Below are 26,787 nucleotides of genomic sequence, written 5' to 3' on the forward strand. Positions count from 1 at the left end.
CCAACACCACCTGAGCCCGGGTGCTGAGTTCTGCCCCGAGTGCGGTACGTCGGTGTCTGCTGCACCGCCCTCGGGCGGTCCACAGAACATCGCCATGCCGAGTGAAGGTTCGCCCGGCGCGACGCCACCCACGTCACCCGAGCCGGCGCTCCCGTGGCAACCCGACTACAGCGGCGATGCGTCGGCGACGGTCGCAGGCGTGCCGCCGACGCCGACCTACGGACAACCGCCGTACTCCAACGTCCCGTCGGCCGGCCCCGCAGGCCAGTACCCGCCGCAGGGCGTCCCCCAGTACGCCGCTGGCGATCCGTCCGGCAGCACACCGCCCGGCACGTACTCGCCCGCCGGCGCGCAGCCCCAGTTCCTTCCGGTCGGTGGACCGCCCTCCGGTGGGGGCAAGGGCTCCGGCAAGGGGAAGTTGATCGGCTTGGGCCTCGGTGTGGTCGGGCTGCTCGCGATCGGATTCCTCGCGCTCCGGTTCCTGCTCGGCGGAGACGCGACGGGCGGCGCTTCGTCGCCCGAGGCGGTCGTCGACGAGATGGTCGCGGCGATCAACGCACAGGACCCGCTGGCCGTCGTCGATCTCATGGCGCCCGACGAACTCGACGGCGTCGACCAACTCGTCGAGGACGGGTCTCGGTACATCGAGGACCTCGGTCTCGACACGCTCCTCGACGAGAACCAGGACGACGGGTCCGCGATCGACGTCGCCATCGACATCACGGCCGACCGGATCGACGTGTCGATGGAGGGCGACCGTGCCGCCATCGTCTCCTTCCAGGTGTCGGGCGACGTCGAGACGTCGGGCAACGACGCCATGAACGATGCCTTCGGCGACGAGGACATCTCGTTCGACAGCCGTGACCTCGACGACTCGTTCCCGACCGACAGCGGTGACATCGAGATCATCGTCATCGAACTCGACGGCCAGTGGTACATGAGCCCGATGCTCACCATCGGTCACTACATCGTGCAGGCCGCAGATCTTCCCCCGGGCGAGTACGACCAGATCGGTGGCGACCGGGACCCCGGTGCCGAGTCGCCGGTCGACGCGGTCCAGGCACTCGTCGACGTGATCAACGACCCGGACGCCGACGCACTCGCCGCAGCACTCGGCGGGGGTGAGGGCCGGGTCGCTCTCGCATTCCGCGATGCGATCGACGACGGCTTCGCCGAGATCGACACCGGCGACATCAGCTACGAGTTGACCGTCGACGCCGAGGACATCGGCTCGGGCCGTGTCGAGCTCCAACAGGTCGAACTGCAGGTGACCGGCGACCCCGACGACTCGGCCACGGTCACGATCGAGGGCGACTGCCTCCGGGTCCGTGACAACGGCGAGACCGTCACCGACGAATGCCTGCTCGACCTGCTCGACCTGCCCACGGCCACCGATCTCGACACGACCCTGTGGCTCGACACCGTCGACGAGGACGGTGGCCGGCGGGTGCGCTTGGTCCCCACCGTCACCGATGTGCTCGGCCGATTCCTGACGGTGATCGACGATCGCCAGACTCTGCTCTTCGTGACCGACAGCGCTCAGCGCGACGACGCAACGGTCGTCGAGCCGGGCAGCGACATCGAGATCGACTTCGACGGCCAGTTGTACGCCGTCAACGAGTTCCCGATCGAAGAGGGCGAGGTGTACAACGTCACGGCCAGCGAGGACGCCGACATCGCGATCTTCGCCGACGGCGAATTCGGCTCACTGCAACCACAGTTCGGCAGCGAGTTCGAAGCCGAGGTCGACGGGGTCGCGCGTGTCGTCACGTACTCCGAGATCGACGTCGACGAGGACTGCGGCCTGCTCCCGTGCCTGCCGAGCGGTGAGGGCAGCACCACGCTGCGGATCCGTCAAGCCGGTCGTCAGGCCCTGCCGTTCCCCACGCGGATCACCGGTGACTTCGGCCCCGGCGACGTCCGCATCTTCGAACTCGAAGTCGAGGCCCAACAGCAGATTCGGATCGACGTGACCGGTGAGGGGATCGAGTGGCGGATCCGAGACGACTTCGACCTGTTGGTCGACACCGACACCTACGACTTCCCGCCCGGCACCTACGAGTTGATCGTCGTGAACACCAGCGGCGACGACGACACCAGCTACCAGATCTCGCCGACACCCGCGTGACCGATCACGGAGGCGCCCGCTGCCCGTCGTGCGACACGGTGAACGCGGCGCACGCGACGTACTGCACCAACTGCGGATCGTCGATGGGCGCAGGCGCGGCCACACCGCCCTCGCATCTGCATGCGACGGCGGTGGGGGCCGCGAAGGGCGCCGGCGCCACGGGATACGTGATCGGCGCGAGCGCCGTCGCCGCCGTGTTGATCGTCGGTGGCGCATTGCTGTTCCTCGTCGACACCGACGGGAGCGGTGACGTCAGGTCGTCCGATTCGGTCGTCGACGTCGGCGCGGTCGGAACGGTCGACGGCACGCCGGAGCCCGACACGACACTCGATGCCGAGTCCGACGCAACGGCACCTCCCGGCACGGCGACTCCGCAGGTCGCGACGACCGAATCTGCGGCGGTCGACGCGCTCACGACCGTCGCGGACGTGCCGGCCACGCTTGCTGCCACCACACCCGCCCCCACATCACCGGTCGCTCCGCCGGTCACCGCTGCGCCGGTCACCGCTGCGCCGGTGACGGCTGCGCCCGTGATCGCCCCGACTCCCACGGCGGCGCCGTCGCCTGCCCCCGTTCCCGCCCCGGCAGGGGCGTCGGCGCTGACGTTCGAACAGGCCGAGGGATTCTTCCGGAACTACGTCGCCGTCGCGGTGGGCGGCGACCACACGACGGCGTGGAATCTCCTGTCGACCTCCGACCAGGCCGACTACCCGAACGGCTTCGACCAGTTCGTCGGGTTCTGGCGCAGCGTGTCCTTCGCCGACGTGCAGCGCGTCGAGTCGGTGGGCGGCAGCGCCGGGTTCCAGTCGCTCGCCGTCGACATGGCGTACGGGCAGGCCGACGGGGATCCGACCTCGTTCGAGCTCGTCGAGGTCGACGTCAACGTCCGCCCCGACGGGTTCCTCCAGATCTTCGACTACCGGTACATCCGGAACCGGTGACGTGACAGGGGCGGGACGGGACGAGCCGACATGAGGCAGTGCGATCGGTGCGGAGAGCGCAACCACGGCGACGCCCGCTACTGCGGCACGTGCGGGGTCGCGATGCCCGAGGCGGGCGGCATCGAATCGCTCGTGGCGGGTGGAACCGACCCCGAACCCGATCGAGCGCCCGACGGCATCCCGGATGCCCGATCGGCGCCCGGCGTGGCGCCGGGAGGCGACGGGACACGCACGAGCGAGTCCGTGGATGCTCCGACCTTCGGTGAGACCGGGCCGGTCACGGGTCCGCCTCCCGCCCCGGTCGTGCCCGGACCCACCACCGTCGCTCCGCCACCGTCGGCGTCCGACTCCGGTTGGGGCCCTGCGTCCTCGCCGTCGGGACACCCGACCGAGATCCTGGTACCCACGGCTCGCCCACCGGGGGGATCAGGCATCCCTCCGTCCACCGTGCCGTACGGAGTCGGTGCGGCGGTTATGGCGACGCCTGCGTCGGCACCGCTCACCGGTTCGTCACGCTCCACCAGCGTGATGATCGCCACGCTCGCGGTCGCCGCGGTGGTGATCGTGGGCGGTGTGTTCATCCTGCTGTCGTCGGGTTCGGGTGGCGACGAGATCGCCGGCACGGACGACCTGCCCACCACGACGTCCACCCCGCCCGCCCTGCCGACGCCGACCGAGCCCCCTCCCGTCGCGGTTCCTCCCGACACGGGTCTCGTCGACGTCGCCGACACGCTCGCGCCCGACACCGTTCCCACCGACACCGTTCCCACCGACACCGTGGCGGTCCCGGCCGTGCCGGAGACCGTCGTCGCCGGCCCGGCAGCGCCGGACCCGGCCCTTCCCGACCCAGGTGCCACCACGGTGCCGTCCGACGTCGTCGTGGCTCCACCCACCGTTGCATCGATCCCGGCACCGACGTCGCCTCCGGTGCCCACCCCGACGGCCTCTCCCGCACCGACCCGCGGGCCGGGCGACCTCGGACTGACCCAACCGATCCTCGACGAGGCGTGCGACGGTCGATACATCACGTTCGTCGGTTCGGCCATCGGTGAGCAGCCCTATGCGCCCGTCGTCGAGGAGCTGCTCGGGCGCTATCCGGGCACCAACTACATCTGGACCAAGGCCTGCCCGTCGCTGCGCCAGGAGTTCTCGAACGGCGCCGACATCTACGGCGTCGTGTTCGGCCCGTACGCCACGCAGCGGGAGGCGTGCGACGCGATCGCCTCCGGCCCGGCCGATGCGTACGTCCGCCGCATCAGCACGTTCGATCCGCCGGATCACACGATCCGCTGCTGAGCCGCGACCTGATCCTCACCGCACCGGAGAACGACCTGTCTCGTGGGCGGGGTGTGGCAGGGGTCTGACCCACTCCACACCTCCCGTTCCACAGTCGAGGGTCGACCGGTGGGGAGCCGGCTCGCTAGCCCTTCGTGAGCCGTCGGGCGGCGTCGACGACGATGCCGATCGACGTCGACTCGACACGCGCCGAGGCTCCCTCGTCGGGGGTTTCGTCGACGTTGCGGTTGACGAGGACGCCGGCGACGCAACCGGCACGCCAACCGTTGGTGGCGCACATCGTGAACAGCGTGGACGACTCCATCTCGTAGTTCAGCACGCCCAGCGCGCGCCACTCGGCGAGGCTGCCCCGGAACCGTCGGGCCACGTGGCCCGACACGGTGTCGTACCGCTCCTGACCGGGGTAGAAGGTGTCCGATGATGCGGTCACCCCCACATGGACCGTCGCGTCGGTACCTCGCGCCGCGTCGACGAGCGCACGCGTGCACTCGAAGTCGGCCACCGCGGGGAACTCGAGCGGTGCGAAGTGCAGGCTGGCCCCGTCGAGTCGGACCGCACCCGTGGTCACGATCACGTCGCCGGGGTCGATGCCCGGCTGGATGGCACCGGTCGTTCCGACGCGCAGGAACGTGCGAACACCGAGTTGAGCCAGTTCCTCGACGGCGATCGACGTCGACGGCCCACCGATCCCCGTCGAGCACACGACGATCGGCACGTCGTCGAGCCAGCCCAGCATCGATGTGAACTCACGTGTCGAGGCGAGTTCGACCGGTCGGTCGAGCAGTCCCGCGATCCGAGCCACCCGCTTCGGGTCGCCTGGAACGATCGCCAGTGCGGCACCCTGCAGTTGTTCGCCGGCCAGCCCGAGGTGGAACACATCACTCATCCGAGCGACGCTACCAACCTGGTGATTTCCTGCCGGGCCGTCCCGAGCGTCGTGTCGTCGCAGCACACCGATCGCGGTTCCACGTCACGATGAGCGAGCGAGCACGTCGGGCGATGGACATCACTCCGCGTTCTGCGACCGGCCGACGACGACCTGTTGCCGGTGGTCTTCGACCGTCGGACGGGGAACCGGACGCTGGGCTTCTACGAGCTGCCGTCGTCGATCCTCGGCGACCTCCAGATCCTGCTCTACCCGCTCGTGTTCGCCGTGGCGTTCGTCCTGCCGATCGTCACCGGTCAGTACCTCTACCTGTACCTGGTGCTGCTGTCGGTGCCCGGGAACTTCGCGATCGTGTCCACACGGCGGGAACGTTGCGAAGGTACGCCCCGTACCTCCCGGTGCTGATCGTGCTGATGTGCGTGACGATGGCGGTCGAGCACCTGATGATGTGGTCGGCGCTCACCCGCTGCCGACCGGCAACGACGTGTCGTGGACGAACTGGACCCGTCAGGGCGTCGACGGCCTCGCCGGGGCGCCCGGCGGGAACGCTGCACCGAGGTGGTCTTGCCCGCCGGACTGATGGCGACGATGGCGGTCGGCATCCCGAGCGATGCGGAGTTCGACCGACGGAACGACGCCGAGCTCGCCGGCATCCTCAGCTCGGGCCCCGTCGAGCGCGAGAGCGTGTGATCGCCGCGCGCCGCGTGGCCCTCGGTCAGCCGATCGCGTCGGGCATCTCGGCCTTGCGCCGACCGACGTAGTCGAGCAATTCCGCATCGATCGCGTCGTCGAGCGCCGGTGGCTCGTAGCTCGCCAGTGCCGACTTCCACGCCGTGTTCGCCCGGTCGGCTGCCGTGGTCGCACCGTCCTCGGTCCACTGCTCGAAGCTCGAGTTGTCGGCGATCGTCGAGCGGTAGAACGCAGTCTCGAAGTTGGCGAACGTGTGGGCCGTGCCGAGGAAGTGCTCACCGGGCGTGTGGGTGAGAAAGGCGTCCAACCCCTGGCCGTTCTCGCTCATGTCGAGGCCCTGTCCGAGTTTCATCATCATGCCGAGTTGGTCGGCGTCCATCATGAACTTCTCGTACCCGAACGCGAGGCCACCCTCCATCCACCCGGCGGCGTGGAGCACGAAGTTCACTCCCGCCATGAGGGTCGGGATGATCGTGGACGCCGACTCGTACGCCGCCTGCGCGTCGGGCAGCTTCGATGCGGTGAGCGCTCCGCCCGAACGGAACGGCACGCCGAGTCGGCGAGCGAGCGCAGCGACGGTGTAGAGCACGATCGCCGGTTCCGGTGTGCCGAACGTGGGAGCACCGGTGGCCATCGACATCGACGACGCGAACGAACCGAAGACCACGGGCGCACCAGGCCGTACGAGTTGGCAGAAGGCCATGCCGGCGAGCGCCTCGGCCAGCGTCTGCGCGGCCACGGCGGCGGCGGTCGTCGGTGCCATCGCTCCCGACAGGATGAACGGTGAGATCACGCAGGCCTGGTTCGCGAGCGCGTAGGTCTCGGCCGCGGCGAGCATCGTGTCGTCCCACACCAGCGGCGACGACGCGTTGATCAGCGATGACATCACGGTGCGCTCCACACCGGATGCGTCGCGCAGGTCGCCGCCGAATCCGATCCGCGCCATCTCGATCGAATCTGCGGCACGCTCGCCCGCCGTGACCGAACCCATGAAGGCCTTGTCGCTGTACTTGAGGTGCGCGTACACCATGTCGAGGTGACGCTTGTTGACCGGCACGTCGACCGGCTCGCAGACCGTGCCGCCCGAATGGTGGATGTGCGGTGCCATGTAGGCCAGTTTGACGACGTTCTCGAAGTCCTCGATGGTGGCGTAGCGCCGACCGTTGTCCTGGTCGTACACGAACGGCGACCCGTAGTTCGGGGCGAAGACCGTGTTGTTCCCGCCGATCTCGACGTTGTTCGCAGGATTGCGGGCGTGCTGGGTGTACTGGCGTGGCGCCGAGCGCTGCACGATCGTGCGGCACAGGCCGCGGGGGAATCGGACGCGGATCCCGTCGACGTCGGCACCGGCCTGCTTCCAGCGTTCGAGTGCGGTGGGGTAGCCGCGGAACTCGATGCCGATCTGCTCGAGGATGGTGTCGGCGTTGTGTTCGATCTGCTCGAGTTCGTCGTCCATGACCAACTCGTAGGGCCGGATCCGTCGGTTCAGGTACCCCGGCACCGGTGCCGCCGCCGCGGCCCGCGTGGCGGCTCGACCGGCGCGTCCGCCACTGCGCCGTCCGCTTCGTCGGTCGTCGGCTCGTTCTCCAGTCATCAGCGACTCCCGTGCCGATCGAGCAGGCTCGTGCCGGGCACGAACCTGCATGCGGTGTTCCGTCATTCGGAACTGTTCCATATTACAGAACGGCTCACCTCGGGGGTGAACCGACGGCCAGTCGTCCCGGCGTGGTGGTGACGATCACCGACACGAGCCGTGCTCCGGTGTCAGCGGGGCCGGCGGCGACCCGTTCGCCGGCGGGCACCGGCACTCGCCGCGCGCTCCTGGGCGACCGGCAGAACCGTCTCGGTCGCGAGGTTCGGAGTGGGTTCGGTGGTGTGCGGGAAGCCCATCGCGTTGACGAACAGTTCCTGGAACCGGGCCTCGGTGGCGGTCTCGATCTTCTCGACTCGCCGCACCGCCGACTCGATCTCGGCGCGCTGCGCCGCCGACACCAGGGCACGCACGGCACCGGCCCCCGCTGCGTTGCCGACCGACGACACCAGGGCGACGGGGACGTCGGGCACGAGGCCGAGCACCTTGGCGTACAGCGGGTCGATGTGGGCACCGAACGCTCCGGCGAGACGGACCGAACCGATCGCCTCGGGATCCGTGTGTCCGGCATGTTCGCACAGCAGGTCGATCCCGGCGCGCAGTGCGGCCTTCGCCAACTGGATCGCGCGCACGTCGTCCTGGGTGACGTTGATGTTCTGCGTCGGATCCTCCGAGTCGCCCCACAGGCGGTACGAGTAGGTGCGTCCGTCGGCGAAGATCCGATCGGTCCGCTCCGGTCCGTCCGAGCGGATCGTTCCGTCGACGTCGATCAGTCCGGCGAGGTACATCTCGCCCATCACCTCGATGATGCCCGAACCGCAGATGCCCGAGATGTCGAGCTTCATCGTCTGCATCGTGAACTCGGCGTCGTCGGACCACACGTCTGCACCGATCACCCGCAGACGAGGTTCGAGCGTGTCCCGGTCGATCCGCACCCGTTCGATCGCACCGGCGGTCGCCCGCTGGCCCGCCGAGATCTGCGCTCCTTCGAACGCCGGGCCGGTGGGGGAGGACGCAGCGAGCACGTGCGACGAGTTGCCGAACACGATCTCCGCGTTCGTGCCGACGTCGACGAGCAACTGCAGTTCCTCGCTGCGGTGCGGGCCTTCGGCGAGGATCGCCCCGGCGGTGTCGGCGCCCACGTGACCGGCGATGCAGGGGAGCAGGTAGGCCGAGGCGAACGGTGCGTCGATCCCCAGGTCGGTCGCCCGCACGGTCACGGCGCTGTCCGTCGCCAGCAGGAACGGGGCCTGGCCGAGTGGGGTGGGGTCGATGCCGAGGATCACGTGGTGCATGATCGGGTTGCCGACGATCGTCATGTCGAGGATCGACCGGCGGTCGATCGGGCGCAGGGTGTCCACGGTGTCGGCCGCATCGGTGAGGAGTTCGCCGACCATCGCATCGAGTGCGGTGCGGATGGACCGGGTCAACTCGACCTCGCCGCCCGGGTTCATCATCACGTACGACACCCGCGACATCAGGTCGTCGCCGAATCGGATCTGCGGGTTCATCACGCCGTTGCTCGCGAGCACCTCACCGGTCGACAGGTCGACCAGGTGGCCTGCGACCGTGGTCGAACCGACGTCGACCGCCACGCCGAAGGCTCGGTCGACGTAGCCGGGGTAGACGGCGCACACCTCGTGGCCGTACCGCACGGCCACGGTGATCGCTTCGTCGCCGCCTCTGACGGCGTCGGCGATCAACGGCAACACGTGGGTGTCGATCCGGGTGATCGTGACGTCGTAGTCGGCGAGCAGTGCCGCGCCGATCTGCTCGGCGAGGCCACGCAACTCCGAGCCGAGCTCGGCCTTCTCCAACTCCAGGTAGTGCAGCCGGACCAACGGATCGATCTCGATGTCACCGACGTCGACGGACTTGCGGACGACCTGCTTGTGGACCTGACTGGCTGCGGGGATCTCGACCACCAGGTCGCCACACACCTGGGCGGCGCATCCCAACCGCTGGCCGTCGGTGATCGGTCTCCGGCCGGTGTAGTCCGTCTCGGTGGCGGTCCATCCTGTGATCGCGTCGGGACGCGAATCGATCTGCCACTTGCTGAAGTTGCCGATCGAGGGCACGACCTGGCACCGCCCACACAGCCCGCGCCCGCCGCAGGTGGAGTCGAGGTCGGCTCCGGCGGTGCGTGCTGCGTCGAGCAGGGTGGTGCCGTCCTCGACGGTCGCACTCAGCCCCGACGGGGCGAACACCACGCGCCGCACCTTCACCGGCGCGTCGCCGGGCACCGGGCTCACGATCCTTCGATGCGGGCGCGTCGACCGCCCCGACGCTTCGGTGCGCCGCCGCCGGCCTCGGCGGAACCGCTCGCGGCCTGGCCGCCCTCGCGGTTCTCGGAGATCCAGGAGCCGCAGTCCTGATCGTGGCCCATCAGCACGTCGGCAGCCTTCACGGCGCTCTTGATCTCGGTGTGCAGCGGGCTCATGATCGCCGAGGTCATCCCGTTCGCGATCGCCATGGAGATGAACGTCCCGGTGATCACGTGCCGGTTGGGGAGTCCGAAGCTGACGTTTGCCGCACCACAGGTCGTGTTGACCTTCAGTTCGCTCTGCAGTCGACGAAGCAGGGCGAAGACCTGACGCCCCGCCTGGCCCATCGCGCCGATCGGCATGACGAGCGGGTCGACCACGACGTCGGACGACGGGATCCCGTGGTCGGCGGCGCGGTTGACGATCTTGCGGGCGACCTCGAAGCGGACGTCGGGGTCCTCGGAGATGCCCGTCTCGTCGTTGGAGATGGCGACCACCGCAGCGCCGTACTTCTTGACGAGCGGGAGCACGCGCTCCATCTGTTCGTCCTCGCCGGTGACCGAGTTGATCAACGGCTTGCCCTGGTACACGGCGCACCCGGCCTCGAGCGCCTCGACGATCGAGGAGTCGATCGACAGCGGCACGTCGGTCACGGACTGCACGAGCTGGATCGCCTGGGCGAGCAGGGCCGGTTCGTCGGCGAGTGGGATGCCGGCGTTGACGTCGAGCATCTGCGCGCCGGCAGCGACCTGGGCGATGGCATCGGCGGCCACGCGGTCGAAGTTGCCGTCCTTCATCTCGGCAGCGAGCAACTTGCGTCCGGTCGGGTTGATCCGCTCACCGATCATGACGAACGGACGGTGGAATCCGATCACGACTTCTCTGGTGGCGGAGCTGATGATGGTGTCGGTCACGGGGTGTCCATTTCGTTGGCCGGGCGTGCGGTGGTCGGGTCGTCGTGCTGCTCGGAGTCCGGGGCGGCTCCGAGGTCTTCGAGTGTGGGGGCGGAGTGGTCGACTTCGTCGGCGGGATCGCAGACGCCTGCCGCGCGACCGTCGCCCTTGGCGGGGTCCAGCCCGCCGTTCGCCACGAGTGCCTCGAGGCGATCGCGCGGGTACTCCGCTTCGAGTTCCGCGCACTGCTGATCGAGTTGTGCGGCGACGTCGCCGGTTGCGAGCGGTGCGGAATCGGTGCGCCACTGCTGGACGTAGTCGTGCGTCGAGGTCAACCCGGCCACGGCGGCGGCGCGGTCGATCGCATGCTGGAACCGTGCGTGCAACAGCACCTTGTGCTGGTCGTTGCCTCCCCGTGCGGTGAGTTGCGCGGGGATGTCGCGCCAGGAGATCGTCGCCAGGGTCGGCGCCCCGCCACCGCGGCGGCGCCCGCTGCGACCGGCGGTGCGACGCTCGCGCATCTCACCCTGATCGGGTCCCAGACCGACACCTTCGGCGGTGAGGTCGACGGAGTCGCTCGCGCTGTCGCCGGACGGGTCGTTCTGCGCATCGTTCATCGAGGCTCACCTCCCGCTCGGCCTGCGGCGGCTCCGGTCGTTCCGAGTTCCACCATGGTCTCCTCCAGTTCTCCGTAGCCGGTTCGTTCCACGAGCATCGTCAGGCCGAGTCGGTCGGCGCCGGCCTGGGCGAGTGCGAGCAGCTCGGGGTCGTCGGTCTGCGCGAGGTACACGAGGCGGGTGTAGTTGCCGAAGTACATGGGCAGCAGTTCGGGGTGGCGATCCAACCCCAGCCCCTGCCACACCATCCGCTCGAAGTGACGAGCGAGGAAGTCGGTCAGGTAGAAGGAGCCGATCTCGGCGTCCTGGATCTCGGCGAAGCGAGGAGCCGTGGCGAAGAACTCGTAGCAGTGCGCCCCGTCGAGCATCTCGACGCCTTCCTCCGCGCACACCTTCTGGAGCAGCCCGCCCGTCCCGCAGTCGGCGTACGCGACGAAGATCGAGTCGTAGGTCGTCCCGGCCTCGTCCGGCGTGTGGATCAGGTGTGGGCCCTCGACCGCGATGTCGGGGTCGACGACTCGCAGATGGTCGTCGATGGGGTCGACGTCGTCCGGCGTGTGGAGCAGGTGTGAGCCCTCGACCGCGATGTCACGGTCCATCACTCGCACATCTGCGCCGGCGCCCGGATGCGGGTTGCGGGCGCGGTGGATGCGGGCGCGGACGGCGTCGGGGATCTCGCTGGGCCGGTTGTGCAGGGCGGCGGGCAGGCACTCGACCGTCACCGAGTCGAGACCGTTCATCCGGACGATGGCGAGCAGCTCGCGGGCGAGCGCACCACACGCGATGACGAGCGTGCGCGACTCGACCGGTGCCACGGCGTCCACGGTTGCGACCATCCGGTCAGGCGTGGACCGACGGGCCGGCGGGTTCCGGATTGCCGCGGCGCGCGAGGACGAGTTCCTTCGCCATCTCCGACGCGACGGCCGCGTCGCGGCAGTAGCCGTCGGCACCGATCGCGTCGCCGAACTCCTGGTTCAGCGGAGCGCCGCCGACGAGGATGATCTGATCCGCGCGCCGACCCTTCTCCTCGAGGGTGTCGATCACGACCTTCATGTACGGCATCGTCGTGGTCAGCAGCGCCGACATCCCGAGGATGTCGGGCTTGTGCTCGTCGAGCGCAGCGAGGAACTGCTCGACGTCGGTGTTGATCCCGAGGTCGATCACCTCGAACCCGGCGCCTTCGAGCATCATCGCCACGAGGTTCTTGCCGATGTCGTGGATGTCGCCCTTGACGGTGCCGATCACGACCTTGCCGACCGACTCGGCACCGGTCTCGGCGAGCAGCGGCCGCAGGATCGCCATGCCGGCCTTCATCGCGTTCGCCGAGAGCAGGACCTCGGGAACGAAGAGGATGCCGTCGCGGAAGTCGATGCCGACGATGCGCATGCCCTCCACGAGCGCGTCGTTGAGCACCCTGGCGGGGCTCCAGCCGCGGTCCAGCAGGATCGTGGTGCCTTCGGCGATCTCGTCCTTCAAGCCGTCGTAGAGGTCGTCGTGCATCTGCAGCATGAGATCCTCGTCGCTCAGCAGCGCGAGATCGATCGCTTCGTCCTGCTCATCGCCGTGTCCGTCGTTGTCGACGTCAGTCATCGTGAACCCCCAGAGGTGGAGAGCCGCTGTTCGATCGAGTGACGAACAGTCCGGCTGTTCCGTCATGCGGAACTGTACCGTATAGTGAAACAGCACGCCAGACCCATCTGGGTCGACTCCTCTGAGCGGCGTGCCGTCACGCTACAGCCGACAGGGAGCGCAGCACATGTCCGGAGTGCAATCGATCGAACGGGCCTTCTCCGTACTGCGAGTCCTTGCACGCGGACCGCTCGGGGTGACGGACATCGCGGAACGCGCAGAACTCCCGAAGTCGACCGTCTCGCGTCTGCTGGCGGCGCTCGAAGCCGAGGGCGCAGTGGAGCAGGTCGAGGTCGGTGGCGGATACGCGATCGGCCCGGCGTTGGCGATGCTCGGGGCGAGTGCGAATCCGAGTGCCGGGCTGCGTTCGGTGATCCGTCCCTTCATCGAGGAACTCGCGATGCTCACGGGTGGGAGCGCAGGCTTCACGATCCGTGAGGGCGACTCGGCCTACTGGGTCGACAACGTCGACGACGACGGAGACGCGTTGGTGTTGCTCGCCGACCAGACCGGCCAGTCGTTCCCGCTCCACTCGATCCCGAGCGGCATCGCGATGCTCTCGAAGATGTCGACCCAGGCAGTGGAGGAGTACGTCGCTCGGGCGTCTGCGGCGAATGGCGAGCCCATCGACGTCGAGCTGCTGCGACGGCGGATCGGCCGGGTCGGGTCGGACGGCGTGGTCGTGTCGAGAGAAGACCTCGACGCCGGCGTGAACGCCGTCGCCGCTGCCTTCCGTGGCCCGAACGGCGAGTGGGAGGGGGCGCTCTACCTCCAGGGTCCGTCGTTCCGCTTCCCCGACGACGGCGACGAGCACCGCGTGGCCAAGCTCGTGAGCGAAGCCGCGATGCAGTTGAGCGAGCGCCTCGCCAACGGCTGAGGTCCGACATCGCCACCCCTCGACCGTGGGGTGCGCGACACCGTCGGCCGAGGTCGGACGAGACGGGTGCGTCGCGTCCGGGAACGTGGATCGGGCCGACCGTCCGCACGACCATCCTCACGACGCACGCAACGCGCCCGTGAGCGCCGACGCCGGGGGACGGCGGACCCACAACGTGACATGCGCCCGAAATCGCAGCGGGAGGAGTTGGGACGGATTTCACGACCCCTGGTATCTTCGGGGCCCGTATGTCGGATTTCCTTCGTGACTATCTGAACGTCGTGTGGTTCGCGGTCGCCGCCCTCGCCGTGGGTGGGCTGCTGCTCGGGCTCGCCGCGGCGATTCGCCCCACGTTCCCGTCCGCGGAGAAGTACATCGCGTACGAATCGGGCGTCGACCCGGTCGGGATGGGCTGGTCGCAGAGCCAGATCCGCTACTACGTCTTCGCTCTGCTCTTCGTGATCTTCGACGTCGAAGCCGTGTTCCTCTTCCCGTGGGCCGCGAACCTCGAGCGGTACGGCACGTTCGGCCTCGTCGTGATGCTGATCTTCATCGTGCTGTTGCTCGACGGACTGGTCTACGCCTGGAAGCGAGGCCTGCTGCGATGGGTCTGATGATCGAGATGACGATTCCGAACGGAGTGAGCTGACATGGGTCTGATCGACAAGGGGCGGATGCCCGCTCCGCTCACCAAGCTGTTCAACATGAGCCGCTCGTACAGCCTCTGGGTGTACCAGTGGGGTCTCGCCTGCTGCGCGATCGAGATGGGTGCTGCATTCGCGTCGCCGCGCTACGACGTCATGCGCCTCGGTGTCATCCCGCTCCCGGCCAGCCCTCGCCAGGCCGACTTCGTCTGCGTCTCGGGCACCGTCACCGACAAGATGGCTCCGGCCGTGAAGCGCCTCTGGGAGCAGATGCCCGAGCCCAAGTACGCGATCTCGATGGGCTCGTGCGCCAACTGCGGCGGCCCGTACTGGGACAGCTACAGCGTCACCAAGGGCATCGATCAGATCATCCCGATCGACGTCTACGTCCCGGGTTGCCCGCCTCGGCCCGAAGCACTGCTCGAAGGCATCGTGCTGCTCCAGCAGCGGATCAAGAACGAGGACATGCAGGCCAAGTGGAAGGGCGACGAGTTCCAGACCCTCCAGGCCAAGCGAGCCGCGGAACGCGGTGAGTTGAGCGCCGGCGAGCCCACCGGACGGACCACGCACGACATCTCGACGGACCCGCAGCCGATCCCCCAGCGTGACCGGCCCGAGCCGATCGTCGTGGGCGGTGGCCCCATTGAGTGACGACACACAGTCCGCCGTTGCGACCGAGGACGACGCGCCCCTGGCGCTGCCCGGCGACGGCGTGCGCGAAGCCGTGGTCGACGACCTCCGCAACCGGATCGGCGACGCGCTGATCGATTCGCACATCGTCCCGAACGACGACCTCACGGTCCGTGTGTCCACCGAGTCGTGGGCGGCCACTGGTGCGGCGCTCAAGGCAGCGGGCTTCACGTTCTTCTCGTGGTTGTCCGCCATCGACTGGATGCCGTCTCCGTACGGGAAGGGCGAGGACGATCCGACCGTCGAGAAGGAACCGATCGACATGACGATCAAGCAGGGCGTCTGCGGCGGCGACACCCGCTTCCAGGTCCTGGCTCGCCTCACCGACCTCAACCGCCACGTCGGCATCACGATCAAGGCCGACGTCGACGACGACACGCCCGTCGTCGACTCCTGGACCGGGTCGTTCGCCGGCGCGAACTGGCACGAGCGCGAGTGCCACGAGATGTTCGGCATCGGGTTCAACAACCACCCCGACCTGCGCAACATGTACCTGCCGACCGACTTCGAGGGCCATCCGCTCCGCAAGGACTTCCCCCTGCTCGCGCGCATGGTCAAGCCGTGGCCCGGCATCGTCGACGTGGAACCGATGCCGGAGAAGGCCGAGGAGATCGCCGACGAACCCCTGCCCGTCACCGACGAGGCCGGCAGGATCGACCCCGTCGCCACCGAGGAGTTGACCGGTGAACCGCCGTCCGACCCCGACCTGACGATGGCCGACGCCGCCGCCACCGGCGACGAAGCGACCGAGGTCGGTGCAGCCGACGCCGGAGCCGACAGCGAACACTCCGACGCAGGAAGCGACGACGCAGATGCAGCCGCCGACGCCGACGCAGATGCGGACGACACGCCGGAGTCCTCCGAGCCCGCCGCCACCCACGACGACGCTCCCGAATCGGCAGCCGACCCACTCGACGTCGCCGAGGGTGCCTCCACCGCCGACGCCGACCCGCAGGAAGAGGCCGGATCATGACGATGATGAGTGACCGCCAACAGCTGTCGTACATCGCCTCCCAGGCCGCCGATGCGCGTCTGAACGTGGAGCTCGAGACCGAGGGCATGACCCTCAACATCGGTCCGCAGCACCCGGCCACGCACGGCACGCTGCGGATCATCGCCCGTCTCGACGGGGAGCAGGTCATCTGGGCCGAGCCCTCGGCGGGCTACATGCACCGGGGCTACGAGAAGCTCACCGAGGTCCGCACGTTCCCGCAGGTCACCACCCTGATCAACCGGATCGACTGGCTCGGGAGCTTCGCCAACGAGGTTCCGTTCATCCTCGCCGCCGAGAAGCTGATGGACATCGAGGCGCCACCACGCGCCCAGGTGATCCGCACGATCCTGTTCGAGCTGAGCCGCATCGCGAACGTGTCGCTCTTCCTCGGCGACCTCGGCGTGCAGATGGGTGCCGTCACCCCGGTGTTCCTCGCCTTCCGCGACCGTGAGTACGTCCTGAACCTGATCGAAGGCGCCACCGGCGGCCGGTTCCACCCGAACTTCGACCGCATCGGTGGCCTCAAGGACGACCTGCCGAAGGGCTGGATCGACGAGACCAAGCAGGTCATGAAGAAGCTGATCGGCTTCTGCGACGAGAACGAATCGCTGCTGTTCGGGAACGAGATCTTCCAGAGCCGCATGCGTGGGATCGGCGTGATCCCCGCCGAGATCGCCAAGGAGTACGGCCTGTCGGGCGCCAACCTGCGTGCCAGCGGCGTCGACTACGACCTGCGTCGAGACCAGGACATCGCACTGTCGTACGACCTGTGCGACTGGAAGGTCTGGACACATCCCGACGGTGACTCGTGGGCACGCTGCTGGGTCCGTCTGCAGGAGACGCGCGAGTCCTGCAAGATCGTGCTGCAGTTGCTCGACCAGATCCCGGCCGGCCCGGTGATGACCAAGGTCCCGCGCATCATCAAGGTGCCCGAGGGCGAGGCGTACGTCTCCACCGAGAACCCGCTCGGCGAAATGGGCTACTACGTCGTCTCGAAAGGTGACCTCGGTCCGTTCCGCGTCAAGATCCGCTCGGCGAGCTTCAGCAACATGTCGATCGCGTCGTGGGTGCTCAAGGGCGTCTACGTGCCCGACATCGTGACCATCCTGTCCAGCCTCTACTTCATCCTGGGTGACATCGACCGATGATCAACACGCTCGCTGTCGAGATCCCGTACTGGGGTCAGTCGATCTTCCGTGTCGTCGGAGGGCTCGTGGCCGTCCTGCTCCCGGCGGGCGGCATCGTCTACCTGTTCCTGTTCAAGATGATGTCGTTCATGCAGAGTCGTCTCGGGCCGATGGAAGCCGGTCCGTACGGCTCGATGCAGCTCCTCGCCGAGGTGGGCAAGTGGCTCCAGAAGGAGGACATCCAGCCCGACAACGCCGACAAGACCATCTTCAAGATGGCGCCGGTCGTGGTGCTGCTGTCCACGTTCCTGCTGATCGTGGTGGTGCCGTTCGGACCCGAGGCATTCTTCACCGACCTCGACGCCGGGGTGTTCTACTTCCTGGCCGTCGGTTCGGTCAGCGTGCTCGGCATCCTCATGGCCGGTTGGTCGAGTGCGAACAAGTACTCGTTGCTCGGTGGCCTGCGAGCCGCCGGTCAGCTGATCGCCTACGAGCTGCCGATGGTGCTCGCCACGCTCGGCGTGGTCATCCAGGCCGGATCGATGAACCTGCAGACCATCGTCGTGGCGCAGAACACGGGCGAGATCTTCGGATGGGGCGGCCTCGGCAACCCGTTCATCCTGACCCAGGGCGTCGGGTTCCTGATCTTCATGATCGCCGTGCAGGCCGAACTCACCCAGCCGCCGTTCGACATGCCGATCGCCGAGTCCGAACTCGTCTCCGGCTACATGACCGAGTACTCCGGCTTCCGCTTCCTGATGTTCTTCATCGCCGAGTTCGCCACCGCCGGGGTGTTCGCGTTCATCGCGTCGGTGATGTTCCTCGGCGGATGGGGCGTACCGTTCGACTGGTTCGGCTGGAGCAACCTCGACGACGTCGACTGGTGGATGAACATCGTCGGCCCGCTGATCCTCACGACGAAGATGTTCGGCCTCGTGCTCGTGATCATGTGGGTCCGCTTCAGCTCGCCCCGCTTCCGCGAGGATCAACTCCAGACCTTCGCCTGGAAGTTCCTCATCCCGCTCTCGCTCGCCAACGTCGCCGTCACGGCAATTCTCAAGGTGGTCTTCTGATGCCGAAAATCCCAGGAATGATCAAGGGCCTCGGTATCACGATGGGCACGCTCGGACGGACGCTGAAGGATGGTGCCGACACCACCCAGTATCCGCACGAGAAGGAAGCTCCGCCCATCCGCGCGCGTGGTGTGATCGCGCTGCACGAGGACAACTGCACCGCCTGCATGCTGTGCTCGCGCAGCTGCCCGGACTGGTGCATCTACATCGAAGGCCACAAGCAGCTCGCACCGCCGCGACGTGCCGGTGGCAAGCCGCGTCAGGTGAACCATCTCGACCGCTTCGACATCGACTACGCCCTGTGCATGTACTGCGGCATCTGCGTCGAGGTCTGCCCGTTCGACGCGCTGTTCTGGAGCCCCGAGTACGAGTACTCCGAGCCCAAGATCGCCGACCTGCTCCACGACAAGTCGAAGCTCGGCGAGTGGATGGAGACCGTGCCCGAGGCACCCGAACTCGAAGTGGGAGCGGGCAAGTGACCCGGGCCTCGTACATCGGGCGGGGCGATCGGTGTCAGACACCGATCGCGACACCGGTCGGGGGCGATCGGTGTCTGACACCGATCGCGACGCGTTGGTGTCCGACTCCGGGAGCGACGCTGTGACCGCCGTGTCGCTGCTGGCCCAGTCGGTGTCCGACGGGAACGTCAACGTCGCGCAGAACATCGGCTTCGGGCTGATCGCTGCCGTGATGATCTTCGCGGCGTTGTGCGTCGTGACCACCAAGAACGTCGTGCACGCCGCGCTCTGGCTCGTGATCGTCCTCGGCGGCGTGGCCGCGCAGTACATCCTCGCCGCAGCCGAGTTCGTGGCCGTGTCGCAGGTGATGGTCTACATCGGTGCCGTGATGGTGCTGTTCCTGTTCGGCATCATGCTCACCCGCGCCCAGATCGGTGCCGAGGACGGCCTGAACAACCAGGGCTGGCAGGTGGGCATCCCGGTCGGCGTCGTGCTGTTCGGTCTGCTCTCCTACGTCGTGCTCGACGCGTTCGGCGACGACACGCTCGCCGAAGCCCCGCTCACCGGCGCCAACAACGAGGCCACCGTCGACATCGCCGACCGCGTGCTGTTCCAGTACCTCGCCCCGTTCTTCGGCATGACCTTCGTGCTGCTCGCCGCCGCCATCGGCGCCATCGTCCTGGCCCGGAAAGACTGATCGCAGATGCTCGCCGCCAACTTCCTGCTGCTCGCCGCCGTCCTGTTCTGCATCGGTGTCTTCGGCGTCATCGCCCGCCGCAACGCGGTGATGGTGTTGATGTCGATCGAACTCGTGCTCAACGCGGTCAACCTCAACCTCATCGCGTTCGCGCTGATGAACGACGACGTCGACGGGCAGGTGTTCGCACTGTTCGTCATCGCGATCGCTGCCGCCGAAGTCGGCGTCGGCCTCGCCATGGTCCTGTTGATCTACCGCAACCGCCGGTCGATCTCGCTGGACGAACTCTCGGAACTGAAGGGCTGACCCGGTGCTGGCAGCAGAAGCAAGCAACGAAGTCCAAGGCGCGATCGAGCTCACGTCCGGGTGGTTCCTCGAGAACCTCTGGCTCGCAGCGTTGATCCCGGCGATCGGCTTCGCACTCATCCTGTTCTTCGGCAAGAAGATGCCGAGGGGCGGGTCCGAGATCGGCCTCGCCTCGATGGCCGCATCGCTCGTGGTCGCCTCGGGTGCCGCGTGGCAGTGGATGGCGCGAGTCGACTCCGCCGAGGCATCGCACGGGGGAGAGGAGGCGATCGGTCTGATGCAGACCTTCGGTCGCTCCGTTCCACGTGTGGCCGAGGGCGGCGAAGCGGAACCGTTCATCCAGCCGGTGATCTCGTCGTGGACCTGGTGGCAGAACTCGGGCCTCGAGTTCGGCATCGGATCCCACGCCGACGGCCTGTCGGTCCTGCTGCTCTGGCTGGTGGCGTTCATCTCGCTGCTCGTGCAGATCTTCAGTCTCGACTACGTGCGTGGCGACCGTCGCTACACACAGTTCTTCGCAGCTCTCACCCTCTTCTCCGCGGGCATGTTGGTCATGGTCATGTCCGAGAACATGGTCCAGCTCATCCTGGGCTGGGAGATCATGGGTCTGTGCTCGTTCATGCTGATCGGGCACTGGTGGGAGGACTCCTACAACAGCCACTCGGCGCTCAAGGCGTTCTTCACCGTGCGCGTCGGCGACATCGGCCTGCTCGTGGGCACGGCGATCATCTACTTCTCCTCCCAGGACTGGATCACCGCGAACCTGCCCGGTGCCTCGGGCTTCGACATCTCGGCCATCCAGGCCTGGGCGCTGTCGGGTGATCCGTCCGCGAGCGGAGCCGCCATCGTGGTGGCGGCGTCAGCGCTGTTCATCGCCTGCATCGGCAAGTCGGGCCAGTTCCCGTTGCACACGTGGTTGCCCGACGCGATGGCCGGGCCCACCCCGGTGTCGTCGCTGCTGCACTCCTCCACCATGGTCGTGGCCGGCGTGTTCCTCGTGGCCCGGATCTACCCGGTCTTCTGGGAGGGTTTCAACATCGCCAACGGTGGGCTCAGCTTCATCGCGATCATCGGTGCGATCACGATCGTCATCGCCGCACTGCTGGCCTTCGTGCAGGACGACATCAAGAAGGTCCTCGCCTACTCGACCGTGTCGCAGCTGGGCTACATGATGCTCGGCCTCGGCACGGGCGCATGGCTCCCGGCGATCTTCCACGTGTTCACGCACGCCTTCTTCAAGTGTTGCCTCTTCCTGTGTGCGGGTTCCATCAGCCACTCCGGTTCCCACCACTCCTTCGACATGAAGAAGGACATGGGTGGACTGCGCAAGCACATGCCTGTCACCTTCACCGCGTGGTGCATCTCCACGCTCGCACTGACCGGCGTGATCCCGTTCGCCGGGTTCTGGTCGAAGGACGAGATCATCGACAACGTCGGCAACAACGGCTACACGTTCCTGTTCTGGGTCGGCCTCGGTGGCGCAGCGCTCACGGCGATGTACATGACCCGTGCCACGTACCTCACGTTCTTCGGTGAACCCCGGGGCGCCGCCGCCGGCGAGCACCACGATGATCACGCCGACGACCACGACCTCACCGTCGAGGAGCACGAGCCCGCACTGGCGATGGCCGGTGGCGGTCTCGGACGTGCAGACGACCACGGACACGCGAAGCCGCAGTCGCTCAGCGCGGCGGCCAACGCCCACGCCGATCACGGTGACGTCCACGATGCGCACGACGCCCACGGAGGGGGGCACGGAGACGACCACGGGCCGCACGAGTCCGGCAAGCTGATCATCGTCCCGATCGTCATCCTCGCCTTCCTCGCACTCACCTCCGGCTTCGCGAACCCCACCCCGCTCGCCGGTGACGCCCTGGGGCTGAACCTCGGCGAAGGTGTCGAGGTCATCAAGAAGTACGTGGAGCCGCGGGCGGTCCCCGTCGCACTCGACCCCGACGCTTCCCACGGCGGCGAGGATCACTCGGCGGCGGGCGAGCACTCCGACGACGAGGCCGTCGAAGCCGGCGGACCGGGCGAATCAGCAGGGCCTGTGTCGATCGGAACGCTCGAAGCCGAAGCCGAGACCGAAGGTGGAGCGAAGGTCGGTTGTGGGTTCTCCACGCCGGCCGAAGGGGCGGTGTGCTACTTCCCGGCCGTCACACACGCCGTGCCGACCCTCGGCAAGTTGTTGCTCTCGCTGGCCGTCGTCGCTGCGGGCTATGCCGTGGCGATCGCGTTCTGCGTGGCCTTCTACAAGAAGCGCACTCCGGCCCTCGTCGGGCTCACCGACCGCAACCCCGTCGCCCGAGCCGGTCACAAGTTCCTGGTGAACAAGTACTACCTCGACGACCTGTACGAGAAGGTCATCGTGCGCGGCGTCGCCGGTCCGATCTCCAAGGCCGCGTACTGGGTCAACCAGAACGTCCTCGACGGCACCGTCAACGCCGTCGGCGAGGGTGGCAAGCGCACCGGGCAGTGGCTCTACGACAATGTGGACCAGAAGTTGGTCGACGGAGCCGTCAACGGGTCGGGCACCGTCGCCTCCGAGACGGGGCACGGCCTGCAGAGCACCCAGTCCGGCAAGGTCAACCAGTACGGCGCACTCATCTTCGGCGCTGCCGCCGTCGGTGCCATCGTCCTCGTCATCCTCAACGTCAACTGACATCACGATCGACGCACACCTCTCGAAGCAACGGAAACAGAGATCATGAACAACCTCACCGACCACAACTGGCTCCTCAGCGTCGGCACCTTCCTGCCGCTGCTGGGCGCGCTGTTCATCATGTTCGGAACCAGCAAGGACGACGAGCGCACACCGAAGGTCATCGGCATCGCGTTCGCCGGCCTCACGTTGGCGTTCGGCATCGCCACGCTGGTGCTGTTCGACTACGGCCAGAGCGAGAACCTGCAGTTCTTCGTCGACGCGGAGTGGATCGAGGTCATCTCGTCGAACTACGCAGTTGGCCTCGACGGCATCAGCCTCCCGCTGTACTTCCTGTCGATGTGCGTCACCTTCCTGGTGATGATCTACTCGTGGGACAACATGCCCGACGCAGGCAACGCCAAGGCGTTCTACTCGCTGATGCTGATCCTGCAGACCGGCATGGCGGGCACCTTCATCGCCCAGGACCTGATCCTGTTCTTCGTGTTCTTCGAGGTCGTGCTGCTGCCGATGTACTTCATGATCGGCGTGTGGGGCGGCGAGCAGCGCAAGTACGCCTCGCTCAAGTTCTTCCTCTACACGATGTTCGGTTCGGCGTTCATGCTCGTCGCGTTCCTCGCGCTCTTCTTCCAGGCCGGTGACATCGCCGGTGTCCAGAGCTTCGGGTTCGCCCACCTCTACGAGTTCGGGGCGCAGGTTCCCGGCGACGTGCAGGTGTGGATCTTCGCCGGCATGTTCCTCGGCTTCGCCGTCAAGGTCCCGATGTTCCCGTTCCACACCTGGCTGCCCGACGCGCACACCCAGGCACCCACGCAGGGCTCGGTCATCCTCGCCGCCATCCTGCTGAAGTTGGGTACGTACGGGTTCGTGCGCATCGCCCTGCCGATGCTCCCCAAGGGTGCCGAGGAGTGGGCGCCGGTCATCGGCATCCTCGCCGTGATCGGCATCATCTACGGCTCGCTCGGCTGCCTCGCACAGACCGACATGAAGCGCCTGATCGCCTTCTCGTCGGTGGCGCACATGGGATTCGTGATGCTCGGCATCTCGACGCTCACCACGTTCGGCATCAACGCCGCACTGTTCGGCATGGTCGCCCACGGCCTGATCACCGGCATGCTCTTCTTCGTCGCCGGGTCGGTCAAGCACCGCTACCACACGCTCGAGATCAAGCGACTCAGCGGCATGCTCTTGCAGATGCCGAAGATGGGCTGGATCCTCGGCTTCTCCGCCATGGCCTCGCTCGGTCTGCCCGGACTCGCGGGCTTCTGGGGCGAGTTCCCCGCGATCCTGTCGGCCTACAACCCGAACGAAGCGCTCAGCGAGGAACTGTTCCGCACGCTGATGGTCGTGGCAGCCGTCGGCACCGTTCTCGCCGCCGCCTACCTGCTCTGGCTCTACCAGCGCACGGCTTTCGGTGAGGTCGGCGACGAGTTCAAGGGCCAGTCCGAGGTCGAGCAGGGTCACGGCACCGGTGTGGCCCACTCGCTCAGCAGCGCAGCGAACGACGACCACGACGGACACGAGGTGATCAGGGACGTGCAGCCGACCGAGTGGATCGCCTGGACCCCGTTCCTCATCGCGATCGTGGTGTTCGGCGTGTATCCGCAACTGATGTTCCAGGTCCTCGACCCGGCCGTCACGGCGCTCGTCGACACCATCAACGCCGGAATCGCTCGGTGACCGACCAGTGATCGCACTGCTCTCGACCGTTCTGGCCCAGGCCGAGGAATGGGTCGCGCCCGACATCGACTGGCACGCCATCGCGCCCGAACTGATCCTCGTGATCGGCATCAACCTGGTGCTGCTGATCGACCTCAACCTCGCCGACTCCAAGAAGTGGACCATCGCCACCCTGTCGGGATTCGTCCTGCTGGCCGCGTTCATCCCCGTCGTCACCCTCGGTCTGGAACTCGACGGTGTGCCACGCGAACTGTTCGACGGTCGCTACGTGGTCGACGAGTACGCACTGGTGCTCAAGGCCTTCTTCCTCCTCGTCGCGTACGTCATCATCCTGATGAGTCAGAACGAACTCGAGGAAGGCGGCTACTACCAGGGCGAGTTCTACATCCTGATGCTGTGTTCCGTGCTCGGCATGGTGGTGATGACGTCGTCACGTGACCTCATCAGCATCTTCGTGTCGCTCGAACTCCTCTCGATCCCGGCGTACATGATGGCGGCGTGGCGCAAGCGCTCGTCGGTGTCGAACGAAGCAGGCGTGAAGTACTACCTGCTCGGCGTGTTCGCGTCCGGGATCATGCTGTTCGGCATGTCGTACCTCTACGGCACCACGGGGACCACCAAACTCTCCGAGATCGGCGCGCAACTCACGAACGGTGACCTCCTCGCCCTCGAAGTCGTGGGCATCGTGTTCGTGCTGATCGGCTTCGCGTTCAAGATCTCCGCCGTGCCGTTCCACTCCTGGGCGCCCGACACCTACGAGGGAGCCCCCACGCCGGTCACCGCATTCCTGTCGGTGGCGTCGAAGGCGGCCGGGTTCGTGGCGCTCGTGACGCTGATCTACGTGGCCTTCCCGAACGCCAGCGACGTCTACGGCCCGATGCTGTGGGTCATGGCGGCGCTGACGATGACCGTCGGCAACGTGCTCGCGCTGCGCCAGACCAACATCGTGCGCATGCTCGCCTACTCCTCGGTCAGCCAGGGTGGATTCATCCTGATGCCGCTGGCGTTCGCCGGCGACGCGAACGCCTCGGGTTCCGCCCTCAATGCCGTGGTCGTGTACCTCCTCGTCTACGCCTTCATGAACCTCGGTGCGTTCGCCGTGGTGATCGCGGTCAGCCGCAAGACCAACTCCGGTGAGATCTCGTCGTTCGGTGGACTGTTCAACTACGCGCCGGGAATGGCCGTGGCGATGACCGTGTTCATGGCGTCGCTCGCCGGCATCCCGCCGCTGGGTGGCTGGTTCGCCAAGTTCAACGCCTTCAAGGCGGTGCTCGACGCGAGCACCACGTCGGCGTACGTGCTGGCCTCGATCGCAGCGGCCAACACCGTGATCTCGGCGGCGTACTACTTCAAGGTGCTGCGCACCGTGTGGGTCGACGACGCGCCCGACGGCAACACCGCACCGATCAACCCGCCCCAGCCGATCATCGCGGCACTCGCGATCACCGTCATCGGCACCCTCGCCGTGGGTGTGTACCCGCGTCTCGTCGCCGGCTTCGGCGAACTGCAGGACCTCGCCGGCGCCCTCGCCTCCTGAGCATCGTCAGCCTCGGCCTCGACGGCACGGCAATCCATTCGGTGTCAGACACCGGATGGATGAGTCTGTCAAACGGTGTCTGACACCGAATGGATGACGTGCAGACTGGCGGCGTGGCGCAGCCGGTTCCGTTCGAGCAGTTCATGGCCGAGGCTCTCTACGGGCCGAGCGGGTTCTACACCCGGTCGGGTTCGGCCGGGCGGCGTGGCGACTTCCTCACCTCGCCCGAGGTCGGGCCACTATTCGGAGCGGTGCTCGCCCGGCATCTCGACGCGGAGTGGCGCCGGATCGGTGAACCCGAGGTGTTCACCGTGGTCGACGCCGGCGCGGGGCCGGGAACACTCGCCCGCTCCGTACTCCTCGCCCGTCCCGACTGTTCCGATGCGATGCGCTACGTCGCAGTGGAGGTGTCGGCGGTGCAGCGCGAACGTCATCCGGAGGGCGTCGAGTCCGTCGCGGAGATGCCGAGCGGGCCCTTCGACGGTGTGATCGTCGCCAACGAGCTGCTCGACAACCTCCCGTTCCGTCTCGCCGTGTACGACCAGGGCTGGCGCGAGGCCCTCGTCGGAGCCGGAGACGACGGCGCGTTCACCGAAGTGCTCGGGGATCGTCTCGACCCGCCGCCGCCGGTGCTCCCGTCGACGACGTCGCTCGGTGCTCGTGTCCCGATCGTCGACCGAGCGGCCGCGTGGGTCGACGACTCCGTCGCCCGGCTGCGATCCGGTTCCCTGCTGGTCATCGACTACGGCGTGGCCCGCACGGCCGAACTCGCCACGCGACCCTGGCGCGACTGGCTGCGCACGTACCGGGGCAATGCGCGGGGGGATCACTACCTGCGCGATCCGGGGACGCAGGACATCACGACCGACGTGCCGTTCGATCAGCTCCGTGAGCCGGACTCGACGAGGACGCAGGCACAGTTCCTCCAGCTCCGGGGAATCACCGAGCTGGTGGACGAAGGTCGGCGGATCTGGACCGAGCAGGCCGCACGTCCCGGCCTCGAGGCGATGCGGATGCGCAGTCGTGTGGCCGAGGCGGAGGCGCTCCTCGACGTGCACGGACTCGGCGGATTCCTGGTGGCCGAATGGAGGGCGTGAGAACGACCTC

Annotated in this window: 25 protein-coding genes; 18 read left to right on the plus strand and 7 right to left on the minus strand. The window is 67.4% G+C overall.

Annotation, left to right across the window (positions count from 1 at the left end):
- The first annotated feature begins 52 nt into the window (after positions 1–52).
- The 3 genes from ABJK40_RS01460 to ABJK40_RS01470 are packed head-to-tail and all read left to right on the plus strand — an operon-like array spanning position 53 to position 4,365.
- Positions 53–2,128 carry a hypothetical protein gene (locus ABJK40_RS01460; RefSeq protein ID WP_348478645.1) on the plus strand — a complete coding sequence of 692 codons (2,076 nt, stop codon included), beginning with the start codon at positions 53–55 and terminating at the stop codon, positions 2,126–2,128.
- Positions 2,125–3,069, plus strand: a complete 945-nt coding sequence (locus ABJK40_RS01465) for a hypothetical protein (protein WP_348478644.1) — start codon at positions 2,125–2,127, stop codon at positions 3,067–3,069. Before ABJK40_RS01460 ends, ABJK40_RS01465 begins: the two co-directional genes overlap by 4 nt.
- A 30-nt stretch (positions 3,070–3,099) precedes the next feature.
- Positions 3,100–4,365 (plus strand): hypothetical protein, encoded by a 1,266-nt coding sequence (locus ABJK40_RS01470; protein ID WP_348478643.1) that lies wholly within the window; start codon positions 3,100–3,102, stop codon positions 4,363–4,365.
- 124 nt (positions 4,366–4,489) lie between these two features.
- On the opposite strand, the gene udp is transcribed toward ABJK40_RS01470, so the two are convergent.
- Complete coding sequence (udp, locus tag ABJK40_RS01475; RefSeq protein WP_348478642.1) at positions 4,490–5,251, minus strand: uridine phosphorylase; 762 nt, start codon at positions 5,249–5,251, stop codon at positions 4,490–4,492.
- 162 nt (positions 5,252–5,413) lie between these two features.
- Between udp and ABJK40_RS01480 the strand changes: the two genes are divergently transcribed.
- A complete protein-coding gene (locus ABJK40_RS01480; protein WP_348478641.1) occupies positions 5,414–5,656 on the plus strand; it encodes a hypothetical protein in 243 nt (80 codons plus the stop codon).
- A 153-nt stretch (positions 5,657–5,809) separates the two neighbouring features.
- Positions 5,810–5,941 carry a hypothetical protein gene (locus ABJK40_RS01485; RefSeq protein ID WP_348478640.1) on the plus strand — a complete coding sequence of 44 codons (132 nt, stop codon included), beginning with the start codon at positions 5,810–5,812 and terminating at the stop codon, positions 5,939–5,941.
- A gap of 25 nt (positions 5,942–5,966) precedes the next feature.
- Here the strand turns inward: ABJK40_RS01485 and ABJK40_RS01490 are convergent, their stop codons facing one another.
- The 6 genes from ABJK40_RS01490 to ABJK40_RS01515 form a co-directional block, all read right to left on the minus strand.
- Positions 5,967–7,535, minus strand: a complete 1,569-nt coding sequence (locus ABJK40_RS01490) for a trimethylamine methyltransferase family protein (RefSeq protein ID WP_348478639.1) — start codon at positions 7,533–7,535, stop codon at positions 5,967–5,969.
- 170 nt (positions 7,536–7,705) lie between these two features.
- Positions 7,706–9,784, minus strand: coding sequence for an ASKHA domain-containing protein (locus ABJK40_RS01495; protein WP_348478638.1), 2,079 nt, complete (start codon positions 9,782–9,784; stop codon positions 7,706–7,708).
- A complete protein-coding gene (locus tag ABJK40_RS01500; protein WP_348478637.1) occupies positions 9,781–10,710 on the minus strand; it encodes a dihydropteroate synthase in 930 nt (309 codons plus the stop codon). Before ABJK40_RS01500 ends, ABJK40_RS01495 begins: the two co-directional genes overlap by 4 nt.
- Positions 10,707–11,306 carry a virulence factor gene (locus tag ABJK40_RS01505; protein WP_348478636.1) on the minus strand — a complete coding sequence of 200 codons (600 nt, stop codon included), beginning with the start codon at positions 11,304–11,306 and terminating at the stop codon, positions 10,707–10,709. Before ABJK40_RS01505 ends, ABJK40_RS01500 begins: the two co-directional genes overlap by 4 nt.
- Complete coding sequence (locus tag ABJK40_RS01510) at positions 11,303–12,130, minus strand: DUF1638 domain-containing protein (protein ID WP_348478635.1); 828 nt, start codon at positions 12,128–12,130, stop codon at positions 11,303–11,305. Before ABJK40_RS01510 ends, ABJK40_RS01505 begins: the two co-directional genes overlap by 4 nt.
- A gap of 16 nt (positions 12,131–12,146) precedes the next feature.
- Complete coding sequence (locus ABJK40_RS01515; protein WP_348478759.1) at positions 12,147–12,896, minus strand: B12-binding domain-containing protein; 750 nt, start codon at positions 12,894–12,896, stop codon at positions 12,147–12,149.
- Between the two features lie 166 nt (positions 12,897–13,062).
- Here ABJK40_RS01515 and ABJK40_RS01520 point away from each other — a divergent pair, with 166 nt between their 5' ends.
- From ABJK40_RS01520 to ABJK40_RS01580, 13 genes are all read left to right on the plus strand, one after another.
- Positions 13,063–13,812 (plus strand): IclR family transcriptional regulator, encoded by a 750-nt coding sequence (locus ABJK40_RS01520; RefSeq protein ID WP_348478634.1) that lies wholly within the window; start codon positions 13,063–13,065, stop codon positions 13,810–13,812.
- A 248-nt stretch (positions 13,813–14,060) separates the two neighbouring features.
- Positions 14,061–14,426, plus strand: coding sequence for an NADH-quinone oxidoreductase subunit A (locus tag ABJK40_RS01525; protein WP_348478633.1), 366 nt, complete (start codon positions 14,061–14,063; stop codon positions 14,424–14,426).
- Positions 14,427–14,462: 36 nt separating this feature from the next.
- Positions 14,463–15,107: an NADH-quinone oxidoreductase subunit B family protein gene (locus ABJK40_RS01530; RefSeq protein ID WP_348478632.1), complete on the plus strand. Its 645-nt coding sequence runs from the start codon at positions 14,463–14,465 to the stop codon at positions 15,105–15,107.
- Positions 15,100–16,119 carry an NADH-quinone oxidoreductase subunit C gene (locus tag ABJK40_RS01535; protein WP_348478631.1) on the plus strand — a complete coding sequence of 340 codons (1,020 nt, stop codon included), beginning with the start codon at positions 15,100–15,102 and terminating at the stop codon, positions 16,117–16,119. The genes ABJK40_RS01530 and ABJK40_RS01535 overlap by 8 nt, the downstream gene beginning before the upstream one ends.
- 5 nt (positions 16,120–16,124) lie before the next feature.
- A complete protein-coding gene (locus tag ABJK40_RS01540; RefSeq protein WP_348478629.1) occupies positions 16,125–17,288 on the plus strand; it encodes an NADH-quinone oxidoreductase subunit D 1 in 1,164 nt (387 codons plus the stop codon).
- Complete coding sequence (locus ABJK40_RS01545; RefSeq protein WP_348478628.1) at positions 17,285–18,340, plus strand: complex I subunit 1 family protein; 1,056 nt, start codon at positions 17,285–17,287, stop codon at positions 18,338–18,340. The genes ABJK40_RS01540 and ABJK40_RS01545 overlap by 4 nt, the downstream gene beginning before the upstream one ends.
- Positions 18,340–18,819: a 4Fe-4S binding protein gene (locus tag ABJK40_RS01550; protein WP_348478627.1), complete on the plus strand. Its 480-nt coding sequence runs from the start codon at positions 18,340–18,342 to the stop codon at positions 18,817–18,819. Before ABJK40_RS01545 ends, ABJK40_RS01550 begins: the two co-directional genes overlap by 1 nt.
- A gap of 70 nt (positions 18,820–18,889) precedes the next feature.
- Complete coding sequence (locus ABJK40_RS01555; protein WP_348478625.1) at positions 18,890–19,495, plus strand: NADH-quinone oxidoreductase subunit J; 606 nt, start codon at positions 18,890–18,892, stop codon at positions 19,493–19,495.
- A 6-nt stretch (positions 19,496–19,501) separates the two neighbouring features.
- Positions 19,502–19,801, plus strand: a complete 300-nt coding sequence (gene nuoK, locus ABJK40_RS01560; protein ID WP_348478624.1) for an NADH-quinone oxidoreductase subunit NuoK — start codon at positions 19,502–19,504, stop codon at positions 19,799–19,801.
- 4 nt (positions 19,802–19,805) lie between these two features.
- Entirely contained in the window at positions 19,806–22,463 is a 2,658-nt protein-coding gene (locus ABJK40_RS01565) for an NADH-quinone oxidoreductase subunit L (protein ID WP_348478622.1), read from the plus strand.
- A 45-nt stretch (positions 22,464–22,508) separates the two neighbouring features.
- Positions 22,509–24,143 carry an NADH-quinone oxidoreductase subunit M gene (locus tag ABJK40_RS01570; RefSeq protein ID WP_348478621.1) on the plus strand — a complete coding sequence of 545 codons (1,635 nt, stop codon included), beginning with the start codon at positions 22,509–22,511 and terminating at the stop codon, positions 24,141–24,143.
- Positions 24,144–24,150: 7 nt separating this feature from the next.
- Positions 24,151–25,680: an NADH-quinone oxidoreductase subunit N gene (locus ABJK40_RS01575; RefSeq protein WP_348478620.1), complete on the plus strand. Its 1,530-nt coding sequence runs from the start codon at positions 24,151–24,153 to the stop codon at positions 25,678–25,680.
- Positions 25,681–25,793: 113 nt separating this feature from the next.
- Positions 25,794–26,777: an SAM-dependent methyltransferase gene (locus ABJK40_RS01580; RefSeq protein WP_348510126.1), complete on the plus strand. Its 984-nt coding sequence runs from the start codon at positions 25,794–25,796 to the stop codon at positions 26,775–26,777.
- Positions 26,778–26,787 lie beyond the last annotated feature (10 nt).

This window comes from Ilumatobacter sp., from assembly GCF_039969435.1.
Classification (GTDB): domain Bacteria; phylum Actinomycetota; class Acidimicrobiia; order Acidimicrobiales; family Ilumatobacteraceae; genus Ilumatobacter_A.